The 12508-nt window shown below is 70.2% G+C and carries 14 protein-coding genes; 7 read left to right on the plus strand and 7 right to left on the minus strand.

All coding sequences use genetic code 11. The annotated features are described in order from the left end of the window. Positions 1-11: 11 nt before the first annotated feature. The 6 genes from ACWDAG_RS27745 to ACWDAG_RS27770 all read left to right on the plus strand — a co-directional run bounded on the left by ACWDAG_RS27745 (position 12) and on the right by ACWDAG_RS27770 (position 4425). A complete protein-coding gene (locus ACWDAG_RS27745; protein ID WP_450698277.1) occupies positions 12-659 on the plus strand; it encodes an ABC transporter permease in 648 nt (215 codons plus the stop codon). Then, a complete protein-coding gene (locus tag ACWDAG_RS27750; RefSeq protein ID WP_450698278.1) occupies positions 652-1887 on the plus strand; it encodes a betaine/proline/choline family ABC transporter ATP-binding protein in 1236 nt (411 codons plus the stop codon). The genes ACWDAG_RS27745 and ACWDAG_RS27750 overlap by 8 nt, the downstream gene beginning before the upstream one ends. Next, positions 1884-2717, plus strand: coding sequence for an ABC transporter permease (locus ACWDAG_RS27755; RefSeq protein ID WP_450698279.1), 834 nt, complete (start codon positions 1884-1886; stop codon positions 2715-2717). The genes ACWDAG_RS27750 and ACWDAG_RS27755 overlap by 4 nt, the downstream gene beginning before the upstream one ends. Beyond that, complete coding sequence (locus ACWDAG_RS27760) at positions 2714-3673, plus strand: glycine betaine ABC transporter substrate-binding protein (RefSeq protein WP_450698280.1); 960 nt, start codon at positions 2714-2716, stop codon at positions 3671-3673. The genes ACWDAG_RS27755 and ACWDAG_RS27760 overlap by 4 nt, the downstream gene beginning before the upstream one ends. Before the next feature lie 75 nt (positions 3674-3748). Further along, the gene (locus tag ACWDAG_RS27765; protein WP_450698281.1) at positions 3749-3991 is read left to right on the plus strand and encodes a ribbon-helix-helix domain-containing protein; all 243 of its coding nucleotides are present in this window, start codon (positions 3749-3751) and stop codon (positions 3989-3991) included. An 11-nt stretch (positions 3992-4002) separates the two neighbouring features. Then, on the plus strand, positions 4003-4425 hold the full coding sequence (locus ACWDAG_RS27770) for a TA system VapC family ribonuclease toxin (RefSeq protein ID WP_450698282.1): 423 nt from the start codon (positions 4003-4005) through the stop codon (positions 4423-4425). A 1-nt stretch (position 4426) separates the two neighbouring features. Here ACWDAG_RS27770 and ACWDAG_RS27775 read toward each other — a convergent pair whose 3' ends face one another. Genes ACWDAG_RS27775 through ACWDAG_RS27785 form a run of 3 tightly spaced genes read right to left on the minus strand, consistent with a single transcriptional unit; the run spans position 4427 to position 7137 of the window. After that, positions 4427-5218, minus strand: coding sequence for a YlbL family protein (locus ACWDAG_RS27775; protein WP_450698283.1), 792 nt, complete (start codon positions 5216-5218; stop codon positions 4427-4429). Positions 5219-5260: 42 nt separating this feature from the next. Beyond that, the gene (gene menC, locus ACWDAG_RS27780; protein ID WP_450698284.1) at positions 5261-6370 is read right to left on the minus strand and encodes an o-succinylbenzoate synthase; all 1110 of its coding nucleotides are present in this window, start codon (positions 6368-6370) and stop codon (positions 5261-5263) included. Next, positions 6367-7137, minus strand: a complete 771-nt coding sequence (locus tag ACWDAG_RS27785) for a chorismate synthase (protein ID WP_450698285.1) — start codon at positions 7135-7137, stop codon at positions 6367-6369. Before ACWDAG_RS27785 ends, menC begins: the two co-directional genes overlap by 4 nt. A 128-nt stretch (positions 7138-7265) precedes the next feature. On the opposite strand from ACWDAG_RS27785, the gene ACWDAG_RS27790 reads away from it, so the two are divergent. Continuing rightward, positions 7266-8807, plus strand: a complete 1542-nt coding sequence (locus ACWDAG_RS27790; protein WP_450698286.1) for a PucR family transcriptional regulator — start codon at positions 7266-7268, stop codon at positions 8805-8807. 146 nt (positions 8808-8953) lie between these two features. Here the strand turns inward: ACWDAG_RS27790 and ACWDAG_RS27795 are convergent, their stop codons facing one another. The 4 genes from ACWDAG_RS27795 to ACWDAG_RS27810 form a co-directional block, all read right to left on the minus strand. After that, positions 8954-9595 (minus strand): IclR family transcriptional regulator, encoded by a 642-nt coding sequence (locus ACWDAG_RS27795; protein WP_450698287.1) that lies wholly within the window; start codon positions 9593-9595, stop codon positions 8954-8956. Between the two features lie 299 nt (positions 9596-9894). Then, positions 9895-11700: a DEAD/DEAH box helicase gene (locus tag ACWDAG_RS27800; protein WP_450698288.1), complete on the minus strand. Its 1806-nt coding sequence runs from the start codon at positions 11698-11700 to the stop codon at positions 9895-9897. A gap of 122 nt (positions 11701-11822) precedes the next feature. After that, on the minus strand, positions 11823-12191 hold the full coding sequence (locus tag ACWDAG_RS27805) for a type II toxin-antitoxin system death-on-curing family toxin (protein ID WP_062703422.1): 369 nt from the start codon (positions 12189-12191) through the stop codon (positions 11823-11825). Beyond that, complete coding sequence (locus tag ACWDAG_RS27810; protein WP_124441851.1) at positions 12191-12388, minus strand: hypothetical protein; 198 nt, start codon at positions 12386-12388, stop codon at positions 12191-12193. Before ACWDAG_RS27810 ends, ACWDAG_RS27805 begins: the two co-directional genes overlap by 1 nt. Between the last annotated feature and the right edge of the window lie 120 nt (positions 12389-12508).

Raw genomic sequence — 12508 nt, forward strand, 5'->3', positions numbered from 1 at the left:
GGTGAGCGCGCGTGAGCTTCTGGGAGTACCTGGGCAGCCGGCACCAGCAGCTGCTCACCGACGCCTACCAGCACGCCAGCGCCGTGTTCCAGTGCATGGTCGTGGCGACCCTCATCGGCGTACTGATCGGGATCGTCACCTACCGCAGCGACTGGGCCGGCAGCCTCGCGACCACGACCACCTCGACCATCCTGACCATTCCCTCGCTCGCCATGATCGGTCTGCTCATCCCGATCGTGGGGCTGGGCGTGCCGCCCACGGTGATCGCGCTGACCCTGTACGGGCTGCTGCCGATCGTGCGGAACTCGATCGTGGGACTGCGCGGGGTCGACCCGTCGCTGGTGGACGCGGCGCGGGGCATCGGGATGTCCCGGCTGATGCGGCTGGCGCGGGTCGAGCTGCCGCTGGCCTGGCCGCCGATCCTGACCGGGATCCGGGTCTCGACGCAGATGCTCATGGGCATCGCCGCGATCGCCGCGTACGCCTCCGGGCCGGGCCTCGGCAACGAGATCTTCCGCGGTATCGGCTCGCTGGGCAGCAAGAACGCGCTCAACCAGGTCCTCGCGGGCACCCTCGGGATCATCGTTCTCGCGCTGCTCTTCGACGCCGCGTACGTCCTGATCGGACGGCTGACCATCCCTAGGGGGATCCGTGCCTGAGGCCACCCACGGGGCGACGATCGAGCTGGAGAACCTCACCAAGCGGTATCCGGGCAACCCCAGCCCCGCCGTCGACAACGTCAACATGGAGATCAAGGCGGGCGAGCTCGTCATCTTCGTCGGCCCGTCCGGATGCGGTAAGTCGACGACACTCAAGATGATCAACAGGTTGATCGAGCCGACCGGTGGCCGCATCCGGATCAATGGTGAGGACGTGACCGACATTGATCCGGTCAAGCTGCGCCGCAAGGTGGGCTATGCGATCCAGTCGGCCGGCCTCTTCCCGCACATGACGGTCGCCCAGAACATCGCCCTCGTACCGAAGATGATCGGCTGGTCCAAGGCGCGGATCCGATCGCGGGTGGAGGAGCTGCTCGACCTGGTCGGTCTCGACCCGGTCGAGTTCCGCGCCCGCTATCCGCGGCAGCTGTCGGGCGGGCAGCAGCAACGCGTGGGGGTGGCACGGGCGTTGGCCGCCGACCCGCCGGTCCTGCTGATGGACGAGCCGTTCGGCGCGGTCGACCCGATCACCCGCGACCATCTCCAGGAAGAGCTGATCAGGCTGCAGCACGAGTTGCACAAGACGATCGTCTTCGTCACCCACGACTTCGACGAGGCGATCAAGCTCGGCGACCGCATCGCCGTGCTCCGCGAACGCTCGCACATCGCGCAGTTCGACACCCCGGAGGCGATCCTCACCAACCCGGCGGACGACTTCGTGTCCGGGTTCGTGGGCGCGGGTGCCGCGCTGAAGCGGCTGAACCTCACCCGGGTACGGGACGTCGAGATCACCGACTACCCGACCGTCACCCTCGACGACCCGCTCCAGGAGATCTTCAACCGGCTCCGTAGCAGCGGGACCAACGAGATCCTGCTGCTCGACAAGCGCAGCCGCCCCTACAAGTGGCTCAGGCGCGGCGACCTCATGCGTGCGCGGGGCTCGCTGGCACGGGCGGGCACGCTGGTGAACGACACGGTGACCAGGGACGCGACACTCCGGGACGCCCTGGAGGCGGTCCTCACCGACAACGCGGGGCGGGTCGCGGTCACCGGGCGGCGCGGCGTGTACGAGGGCGTCGTCGACATGGAGACGCTCATGAACTCCGTGCACGAGCTGCTGGAGGCGGACCGGCTGGAGGCGCTGGAGGCCCAGCACGAGCTGGAGGAGCTACGGGCCGCCCAGACGCACGCCGAGCAGGAGGGCCCCGGCGGGGTGACGAAGGCATGACCACCCCCGCGCTGGAGGACCCCGAGCAGGCCGAACAGGAGGCTCCAGAGGAGGTCGTCGAGGCTCCGCCGTCGGCGCAGAGCCCCCTGAAGCCCCGCATCACCTGGCAGAAGCTGACCTTCCTGCCCGCCGTGATCGTCGCCGTCCTGCTCGCGACCTGGCTGTGGTTCCGTCAGGCCGACCTCGACTCGATCTCCGAGAACGCGCTCTCGGGCGGTGCGGTCTCCAAGGCCCTCTGGCAGCACATCCGACTGACCGTGATCTCCACGTTCTTCGTCCTGGTCATCGCGATCCCGTTGGGCATCCTGCTCACCCGCAAGGCCTTCCAGAAGGCCACCCCGGTGGCGATGACGATCGCCAACATGGGCCAGGCGACCCCGGCGATCGGCCTGCTGGCGCTGCTGGTGATCTGGCTCGGCACAGGAATGAAGTCGGCCCTGATCGGCATCACGATCTACGCCATCCTGCCGGTGCTGTCGAACACCATCGCAGGTCTGAAGGCCAACGACCCGACGTTGCTGGAGGCGGCACGCGGCATCGGCATGTCCCCCGTGGGGGTGCTGTCGCGCGTGGAGCTGCCGCTGGCCGTCCCGTTGATCCTCGCGGGTGTCCGTACGGCACTGGTCCTCAACGTCGGCACGGCGACTTTGGCGACCTTCGGCGGAGGCGGCGGCCTCGGCGTGCTGATCCAGACCGGCATCACGACCCAGCGGATGCCGGTGCTGGTACTGGGCTCGATCCTCACGGTCTCCCTGGCGCTGCTGGTGGACTGGCTCGCCTCGCTGGCGGAACTCCTGCTCAGGCCGCGGGGGCTGGAGGCGGGGACGTGAGAGGGCGTGTGTGTCTGCTGTCGGCCGGAGCCCTGCTGATCGCGTCCGGCTGCGGCCTGCAGAGCGGCTCCCCCATGGTCGACGACGTCAAGCCCGGCTCCATCGCCCAGGGCGAGCCCCTCAAGGGCGCCCATCTCACCGTCACCTCCAAGGAGTTCACGGAGCAGCTCATCCTCGGCGCGATCACGGGCATCGCCTTCCAGGCCGCCGGCGCGGACGTGCTCGACCGCACGGGCATCCAGGGTTCGATCGGAGCACGGGAGGCGGTCAAGAAGGGGGACGCGGACGGCATGTACGAGTACACGGGCACCGCGTGGATCACGTACCAGGGCAACAGCGAGCCGATCCCCGACCCGCAGAAGCAGTGGCAGGCGGTGCACGACGCGGACCTCAAGAACGGCCTGACGTGGCTGCCGCCCTCGTCCCTCAACAACACCTACGCGCTGGCGATGAACCAGGCGAACTTCAAGAAGTACGGCACCAGGACGCTGTCCGACGTGGCCGCGCTGGCCAGGAAGGACCCCGGCGCGGTGACGCTGTGCGTGGAGAGCGAGTTCGCCAACCGGGCGGACGGGCTGCCGGGCATGGAGAAGGCGTACGGGATGAGCGTGCCCGCGAAGAACGTCACGCAGATGGACACCGGGATCATCTACACCCAGGTGAAGAAGGGCAGTTGCACCTACGGCGAGGTGTTCACCACCGACGGCCGCATCAAGTCCATGCACCTGGTGGTGATGGCGGACGACAGGAAGTTCTTCCCCAACTACAACGTGGCGCCGGAGATCAACACCAAGGCACTGAAGAAGTGGCCGGCGATCGCGGAGGTCCTGGACCCGGTCACGAAGAAGCTGAACAACACGGTGGCGCGGACGCTGAACGCCAAGGTGGACGTGGACGGGCAGGATCCGCATCAGGTAGCGCTGGACTGGATGAAGGCGGAGGGCTTCGTGAAGTAGAAGCGGACAGGTCAATTCCGCGCATCATCGATTCACCATGGCGCATCATGATGCGGTCGACTTACGCTTGTGTGCATGCGGACTACAGTCGACCTCTCCGAGGACCTGCTCCAGGAAGCCAAGCTGCGGGCGGCGCGCAGGCGCGTCACGGTCAGTGCGGTGATAGAGGATGCGCTGCGGGCGTCGTTCGCGCGGGATGTGGCGGCGGCGCAGAACATCGTCAAGCTCACCACTGATCCCGGCGGCAGAGGGGTGCGCCCCGGCGTCAATCTCGACGACAACGCCTCCGTGCGCGACCTCATGGACGGCCTCGAATGATCATCTGTGATGTGAACGTCCTCGTGTACGCGTTCCGCGAGGACGCCAAGGACCACGACCGCTACCACGCGTGGCTCATCGAGCGGCTGCGGGGCGACGAACCCGTCGGGTACAACGGGGTGATCGACAGCGGCTTCCTGCGCATCGTCACCCACCAGCGGATCTACCAGCCGCCGAGCGAGCCGGAGCGAGCGCTGGAGTTCCTCCGGGACGTGCGCAGCGCACCGGTCGCCACCCCGGTCCAGGAAGGGCCTCGCCACTGGGAGATCTTCGAGCGCCTGTGCCTCAAGGCCGGGGCTCGCGGAAACCTCGTTCCGGATGCGTACTTCGCCGCCCTCGCCATGGAGCAGGGCGCCACCCTGTACTCCGCCGACCGCGGTTTCGCCCGCTTCCCCGGCCTCCGCTGGCAGCACCCCCTGGAGGACACCGACTGAATCAGCAGCTGGGGACGGACCCCTTGCCCGACTCCAGCGCCACCAGCGAGTTCACCGCGCCCTTCAGCGTGGTCACCGGAATCAGCCGCAAGCCCTTCGGCAGCTCGGACTTGGCGTCGGAGCACTCGGCCTTCGGGACGAGGAAGACGGTCGCGCCGTCCCGGCGCGCCGCCTGCGTCTTCAGGGCCACGCCGCCCACGGCACCGACCGTCCCGTCGCCGTCGATGGTCCCCGTACCGGCGATCCGGCGGCCGCCCGTGAGGTCGCCGCCGCTGCCGTTCCCGTCCAGCTTGTCGATGATGCCGAGGGTGAACAGGAGCCCGGCGCTGGGGCCGCCCACATCGGCGAGTTTCAGCGTGACCTTGACCTTCTTGTCGCTGAGGTGCAGATAGTCCAGAGCGGCCCGGGTCGCCGCGTTCTGGGACTGCTTCATCTGCGCGCTGTTGTGCTGCTCGATCTCCTTGGTGGACTGGCCGCTCGGATACACCGAGTCGTGCGGCATGACGGCCCGGTCCGTGGCGAACCAGGCACTGATCACATCGCCCAGCGAGACATGCGCGTCCGGGTTGGTCGCCTCGATCGTCGTCATCCGCAGCTGCCCGCTCGTCTGCCGGGTCTTCGCACCCGAGATCGTGATCACCGGGGTGCCCTGGTTGTCCCCGAGCACATTCGCCGTCAGCCCGGGCTGCGCCAGCGAGAACGGCAGCGGAGCGAAGACCGCGGTGGCGATCAGCGCCACGACGGGCAGGGCGCAGACGGCGAGGGCCTGGGGGCGTGTGAGGCGAGAAAGCACGGGATCAATCTAACGTGACGGTCACTTCCGGCCAGGTGTCGGTCAGCTCACGTACAGGTCTCGCTTCTCCCTGGTGAACCGCCGGAGTGCGTCCGGCAGCGGTTCGACACCGATCCCGGGAGTGGTGGGGACGGGCAGGTGGCCGTCCTTGAGGACGAACGGCTCGGTGATGTCCTCGGCGAAGTACCGCGCGGACGCCGAGGTGTCCCCGGGGAGGGTGAAGCCAGGCAGGGCGGCCAGGGCGAGGTTGGGGGCGCGGCCGATTCCCGTTTCCAGCATGCCGCCGCACCACACGGGCACCCCGTGCGCATGCGCCACGTCGTGGATGCGGCGGGCCTCCAGATAGCCGCCCACGCGCGCGGGCTTCACATTGACGACCCGGCAGGCCTCCATCGCGATCGCGGAGGCGGTGTCACGGGCGTTGTGGAGGGACTCGTCGAGGCAGACGGGCGTCTGCAGACGCCTCTGGAGCTGCGCGTGGGCGTACAGGTTGTTCTCGTCCAACGGCTCTTCGATCAGCAGCAGCCCGAAGGTGTCCAGGCGCCGAAGATGCTCGGTGTCGGCGAGGGTGTACGCCGTGTTGGCGTCGACCTGGAGGGGCAGCGCGTCCCCGAAGCGCTCGCGGACCGCCCGGACCGGTTCCACGTCCCAGCCGGGCTCGATCTTCAGCTTGATGCGGACGTAGCCGTCGGCGAGGTAGCGCTCGACGTCGTCCAGCAGTTCGGGGACGGAGTCCTTGATGCCGACGGACACCCCCGCGGGGACCCGGTCGCGCACCGCGCCCAGGTAGGTGGCGAGCGGCATGCCGTACGACCGCAGCTCCGCGTCCAGGACCGCCGTCTCCAGGGCCGCCTTCGCCAGCTCATGCCCCTTCGTCCTCGCCGTGGCCGGGGCGAGCGCGGCCGCGCTGAGCTGTGGGAGGGCGGCGACGGGCGGCAGCAGGAAGTCCCGCAGCACGATCTCCGCACCGGCCACGAACTCCGAGCAGTACCGGGGCTCCGGGTCGGCGGCGAACTCCGACCAGCCCTCCGCCTCGTCGGTCACGACATGGAGCAGGAAGGTGTCCTTCGTCGTCATCGTGCCGAAGGACGTACGGAACGGGGTGACCAGCGGGATCTCGACATGGACGATCTCCACGCGTTCCAGCTTCATGCCGCTGCCTCTCTCGAAAGGGTGTACCAGCCGTCACGGGACATCCCCGTCGCCCTGAACCCCTGCGCAAAGGCCTCCGTGAACACCTCACGGACGGCATACCGCCAGCGCAGGGCGAGCTCCGGGTCGGCGGCGCGGAGCCGGACGATGTCGTGCGGTACACGACACCAGATGTGCCGGCCGGCCGGGTCCCGGCGGGCGAGCGTCGCACCGTCGGGGGCGGTGTGGGTGCCGGGGGCGGTGTCCCGGTCCCTGGTCTCCTGCGAGGGACTCGGCGCCGCCAGCTCCCACGTCACCGTCAGCCGGTCGCTCTCGTCACCGCCGTTCACGCCGTCGGCCATGGGGCCGTAGAAGTCGACGAGGTACTCGGTGCCGGTGGCGCCGAGTTTCGCCAGGTTGAAGCGGGCGTTGCGGCCGACCAGCGGGTCGAAGGTCCAGCGCATGGTGCGGGCGCCGAGGCCGAGGGCCCAGGCGCGCTGGGCCTGCTTGACGGCGTACCCGCGGCCCTGGTCGGCGGCGGCGACCAGGGAGTACGCGTCCCCGTCCGGCCCGAACACCGCGACCGCCGCTCCGGCGAGCCGCGTCCCGTCGTACGCGGCGTGCACGGCGCCGCCCGCGTGGACGAGGCTGTGCAGCACCTCGGCCGGGTAGGGCGGGGCGCTGCGCGGGGTCTGCCAGACATCGCTGAAGTAGTCGCTGACGGCGGCGAGACCGGCGACGTCGTGGACGGTGCGGAGACTCACTCCGGGCGGGCGGTCGAGGGTCATGGGTCGAGTTTCGGGTCGACGGCGCCCCTCCGGGTTGTGTGTTTCCACAACGCCTGAGTACGTTCGTTTCGGAATCGGCCAATCAAGTCCTCCCACGTCGACCGCAGCCCCGCCCCCGAGGAGCCCCCATGGACGCATGCACCCTCGGCGACCTCCTGGACGTCATCGGCGGCCCCTCCCTGCGTCTGCACACGGCCCCCGCCGGGCTCGCCGCCCCGGTCACCGAGGCGCTGCTGTACGACGCCCACGCGCTGATGCCGCAGGCGCCCGGCGCGCTGCTGCTGGCCGTGGGTGTGCGGGCGGCGGCGGCCGGTCCCCTCGTCCGGGCGGCCGCGGAGGCCGGAATGACCGGGCTCGTCGTACGCGGCCCGGACGGACCGGTCGGCGAGGCGGAGGCGCACGGCGTCGCGCTGCTGTCGGTCGACGAGGACGCCGCCTGGCACCACGTCCACCTGCTGCTGTCCTCGGCGATCGGAGCTCGGCCCGCACCGTCGGCGAACGGTCTCGGAGACCTGTTCGCGCTCGCGGACGCGGTCGCGGCGGCGACCGGTGGCGCGACGGCCGTGGAGGACCCACGCCAGCGGGTCCTCGCCTACTCCACGGTCCCGGGCCAGCCGGTCGACGAGGACCGGCGGCAGAGCATCCTCGGCCTCCGGGTCCCGGTCAGCACGGCCAACAGCGAGCAGTACCGGGTGCTGTTCGCGGCCCCGGGGCCGGTGCGGATGCCCGCGGTCCGGCCCGGCGACCTACCGCGTCTCGCGGTCGCCGTCCGCGCGGGCGGCGAGACGCTGGGCTCGGTCTGGGTGGTCGACGACGGCACGCTCGCACCCGACGCCGAGGAGACCCTGACGCAGGGCGCGTCCACGGCGGCGCTGCTCCTGCTGCGGGCCCGGGCGGCGCAGGAGCTGGCCCGCCACCAGAACAGCGACCTGCTGCGCCGTCTGCTCGACGGCACGGCGGACCCGTCAACCGCCTTCGAACGGCTGGGACTTGAGGGTGCGGTCCGGGTGGCCGCCTTCGTGCCGGCCGCCGCGAGCCTCCCGGACGCCGAACAGACCGCCCTGCGCCTGCTGGACGTCGTACGACTGCAGTGCGAGGCGCGTTACGGACGGCACGCGTGTGTGCTGGTCGACGGGGTGGTGTACGCGGTCCTTCCCGGGCCGGGCGCGCGTCACAGGCGGCTGGCCGAGGACATCGTGGCGCGGGCCGGGCAGGCGCTGCGGGTGCCCGTGCGGGCGGCGCTGGGCGAGGTGGTGACGGGTCCGGCGGAGGTCGTGGGGTCGCGGGAGGACGCCGAGCTGGTGCTGCGGGTACTCGGACCGGACCTCCCGGTGGCGACGGTGGACGAGGTACGCCCGCGGGTGACGCTGCTGCGACTGACCGAAGTGCTCGGCGAGCGGCGGGAGTTGAGCGCGGGTGCTTGGCGGCGGGTGCTGGCGTACGACGATCAGCACGGCACCGACTACGCGCGCACCCTGATCAGCTGGTTGGACGCGGGCTGCGACATCGCCGGCGCGGCGAAACTGCTCGCCGTGCACCCGAACACCTGCCGCTACCGCCTGAAGCAGGCACAGCACCAGGTCGGTATCGACCTCGCCGACCCGGACGAACGCCTGGTGCTCTGGCTCCAACTGCGAACGCTGGCGGAACTCAGAAACCCCACTCCCTGAGGCGGCCGCAGCCTGCGGGCAGGCCCACCGCCGCAGCCTGCGGACAATCGTGCCGCCCAGGGCGGCTCCCGTCCCAACGAGAGGCGGCACCCCGCACCCGCCGGGCTGCGCACCCGCCCTGCCCCTCACCACCCCCGGCCGGCAGCTCAACGCAACGCTTCGGCAACCTCCCGCGCAGCGTCAACCACCCGCGGCCCCACCCGCTCCGGCACCGCATCAGCCAGCATCACGACCCCCACGCTGCCCTCCACCCCCGTAACCCCGAGGAGCGGCGCCGCAGCCCCACTGGCCCCCGCCTCCAACTCTCCATGAGTCAGCGTGTACCCGCACCCCTCCGTCGGCTTGGCCCGCGCGGCAAGAATCGCCTTACCCGCGGCCCCCCGGTCCAGCGGATGCCTGAACCCGGCCCGATACGCCACGTGATAGTCCGTCCACGTGGGCTCGACGACCGCCACGGCCAGCGCGTCCGCCCCGTCCACCAACGTCAGATGAGCCGTCGCCCCTATGTCCTCGGCCAACGACCGGAGCGCCGGCAACGCGGCCTCGCGCACCAGCGGATGCACCTGCCGGCCGAGCCTGAGCACCCCGAGCCCGACCCGGGCGCGACCGCCCAAGTCACGCCGTACCAGCGCATGTTGTTCCAGCGTGGCGAGCAGCCGGTACACCACGGTCCGGTTGACGCCCAGTTTGTTGGAAAGCTCGGTGACGGTCAGCCCGTGGTCCGTATCGGCCAGCAGCTTGAGGACACGCAGTCCTCGGTCGAGCGTCTGAGAGGTCTCCGCGGTCACGACGCCCACTCCTCCAAGTGGTGAGGTCGGCGACCTCCGAGCGGCGGTGCGTCACCGAGTCCCGTCGATGACGCGCAACAGAGGCCGCCGATCGGCCGGCGACCCGGCAGCGGCCGGGCCGCGTCGCTTCACGGCTGCGCTCCGCGGCGGCGCTGCCACGGGGCGTGTGCGTAGCCGGACAGTAGCGAAGGGGGTTCGCTGAGCGGAAGACTCCGTCCAGAATCCGGGCACATACGGGGAGGGAGTACCTGCGTATGTCCCGATACGTACGGCGTGAATGGTGCGGCGCACAACGGCCGTCACTTCATGCGGGTGGCCCACTCCTGCACCTTGGCGATCCGCTGCCGCAGCTGTCCCGCCGTGGCCTCGGCGCTCGGCGGGCCGCCGCAGGTGCGGCGCAGCTCGGTGTGGATGACGCCGTGGGGCTTGCCGCTCTGGTGGACGTACGCGCTGACCATGGTGTTGAGCTGCTTGCGCAGCTCCATCATCTCCTTGTGCGAGACGACGGGGCGCCGCTCGGCGGGCAGCTCCAGCAGGTCCGCCTCGGCGTCCGGCTTCTTGCGGCTGTGGGCGATCTGCCGGGCCTGCCGCTTCTGGAGGAGGAGCTGCACCTGGTCGGGTTCGAGGAGCCCGGGAATGCCGAGGTAGTCCTGCTCCTCCTCGCTCCCCGGGTGGGCCTGCATGCCGAACTCGGCGCCGTCGTAGAGCACCCGGTCGAAGACGGCCTCGGACTCCAGCGCCTCGAAGGAGAACTGCTCCTGCTCGCCGGTGTCCTCGTCCTGCTCCTTGTTCGCCTCCTCCATCTCCTTCTCGGATTCGGCGTACGGGTCCTCCTCGCCCTCCTTCTTCGGCTTGTCGAGGGCGTGGTCGCGCTCGACCTCCATCTCGTTGGCGAAGGTGAGGAGGTCGGGGACGGTGGGGAGGAAGACGGACGCGGTCTCGCCGCGCCGCCGCGAACGCACGAAGCGGCCGACGGCCTGGGCGAAGAAGAGCGGGGTGGAGATGGTGGTGGCGTACACGCCGACCGCGAGCCGGGGCACGTCGACGCCCTCGGACACCATCCGCACCGCGACCATCCACCGGTCGTTGCTCTCGCTGAAGTCGTCGATCCGCTTCGAGGCGCCGGTGTCGTCGGAGAGGACGAGGGTCGCCTTGTTGCCCGTGATCTCGCGGATCAGCTTGGCGTAGGCGCGGGCGGAGTCCTGGTCGGAGGCGATGACAAGCGCTCCCGCGTCCGGGATGGCCTTACGGACCTCGGTCAGCCGCTGGTCGGCGGCGCGCAGCACGCTGGGCATCCACTCGCCGCGCGGGTCGAGGGCGGTGCGCCAGGCCTGGCTGATCGCGTCCTTGGTCATGGGCTCGCCGAGCCGGGCGGCGATCTCGTCACCGGCTTTCGTACGCCAGCGCATGTTGCCGCTGTAGGAGAGGAAGATGACGGGCCGGACGACGTGGTCGGCGAGGGCGTTCCCATAGCCGTAGGTGTAGTCGGCGGCGGACCGCCGGATCCCGTCGTTCCCCTCCTCGTACGTCACGAAGGGGATGGGGTTGGTGTCGGAGCGGAACGGCGTACCGGTGAGCGCGAGCCGCCGGGTGGCCGGCTCGAAGGCCTCGAGGCAGGCCTCGCCCCAGGACTTGGAGTCACCGGCGTGATGGATCTCGTCGAGGATGACAAGGGTCTTGCGCTGCTCCACCCGATTCCGGTGCAGCATGGGCCGCACGCCGACACCCGCGTACGTGACGGCCACACCCTGGTAGTCCTTGCCGAGCGGGCCCGCGCTGTACTCGGGATCGAGCTTGATGCCTATGCGCGCCGCCGCTTCCGCCCACTGCTTCTTCAGATGCTCGGTCGGCGCGACCACGGTCACCTGCTGCACGACGTGATGGTGCAGCAGCCAGGAGGCGAGCGTCAGCGCGAACGTCGTCTTGCCGGCGCCCGGGGTGGCCACGGCGAGGAAGTCGCGGGGCTGCTCCTGGACATACTTCTCCATCGCCCCCTGCTGCCAGGCACGCAGCTTGCTGGCGGTGCCCCAGGGGGCACGGCCGGGGAAGGCGGGAGAGAGGTGATGGGAGTGCAAGGCAGAGCTGGCTGCGGCGGTGGTAGTCACGGTCTCCGTGGGGTGGTCGGGCGGCTCGACTGGGTATGACAACCGGGCCACCCTACCGGCGGGCCGGTTGGGTCAAGGCGCGGACGGGGCCAGGTCGCCCACGGGTGGGACCGAGGTCACAGTCAGCGTGCGAAGCGGGGCAACTGGGCGGCGATCTTGGGTACGTCCAGGGCGCCTTGGCAGACGTCCAGCACGAACCGCTCCGCTTCGTCCACGTCGAAGTCGGCGTCCAACGGGTGCCCGTTCATGTGGAGGAAGACCCAGGTCGCGTACCAGGCGATGCGCTTGTTGCCGTCCACGAGAGCGTGGTTGCGGGCAAGGGACTCCATCAGCGCGGCGGCCTTCTGCCACACGTCCGGATAGGCGTCCTGCCCGAAGACGCTCGACTGCGGACGCGCCAGGGCCGAGTCCAGCAGCCCGTAGTCACGCACCTCGTCCGCCCCGAGCCGCTGCGCGAGGTTCAGCAGCTCGGGCAGGGTGAGGTAGTGCATCAGGCGAGCCTCCGGTTCAGCTCGGCGCTCGCCTTCAGAACGTGCTCGGCGGCCTCGTTGAACAGCCGAGAGTGCTCGTTTATGGCGGCGATCACCGCGTCGTGCGCAAAAGCCTGCATGCTGCGCCCCTCGGCCGCCGCACGCTCACGCAGGGCGTCGAGCTCTTCGTCCGTAAACCGCAGGTTCAGTCCAGCCATGCTTAGACGGTACTACGTGGTACCACTCGGTGTCACTCGGCATCCGTCGGCGATCGCCCTCAGCCCCCGCCACAGGCAGAACCTGGCTGGTCGGGCCACGCACGCTGGTCGGCCCCTTTC

The organism is Streptomyces sp. NPDC001157, assembly GCF_053598255.1.

What these genes read in the sequence shown, in the direction of transcription:
- ACWDAG_RS27755 (WP_450698279.1), top strand. Translation starts at nt 1,884, where the DNA reads ATGACCACCCCCGCGCTGGAGGACCCCGAGCAGGCCGAACAGGAGGCT.
- ACWDAG_RS27765 (WP_450698281.1), top strand. Translation starts at nt 3,749, where the DNA reads ATGCGGACTACAGTCGACCTCTCCGAGGACCTGCTCCAGGAAGCCAAG.
- menC (WP_450698284.1), bottom strand. Translation starts at nt 6,370, where the DNA reads ATGAAGCTGGAACGCGTGGAGATCGTCCATGTCGAGATCCCGCTGGTC.
- ACWDAG_RS27785 (WP_450698285.1), bottom strand. Translation starts at nt 7,137, where the DNA reads ATGACCCTCGACCGCCCGCCCGGAGTGAGTCTCCGCACCGTCCACGAC.
- ACWDAG_RS27790 (WP_450698286.1), top strand. Translation starts at nt 7,266, where the DNA reads ATGGACGCATGCACCCTCGGCGACCTCCTGGACGTCATCGGCGGCCCC.
- ACWDAG_RS27805 (WP_062703422.1), bottom strand. Translation starts at nt 12,191, where the DNA reads ATGCACTACCTCACCCTGCCCGAGCTGCTGAACCTCGCGCAGCGGCTC.
- ACWDAG_RS27810 (WP_124441851.1), bottom strand. Translation starts at nt 12,388, where the DNA reads ATGGCTGGACTGAACCTGCGGTTTACGGACGAAGAGCTCGACGCCCTG.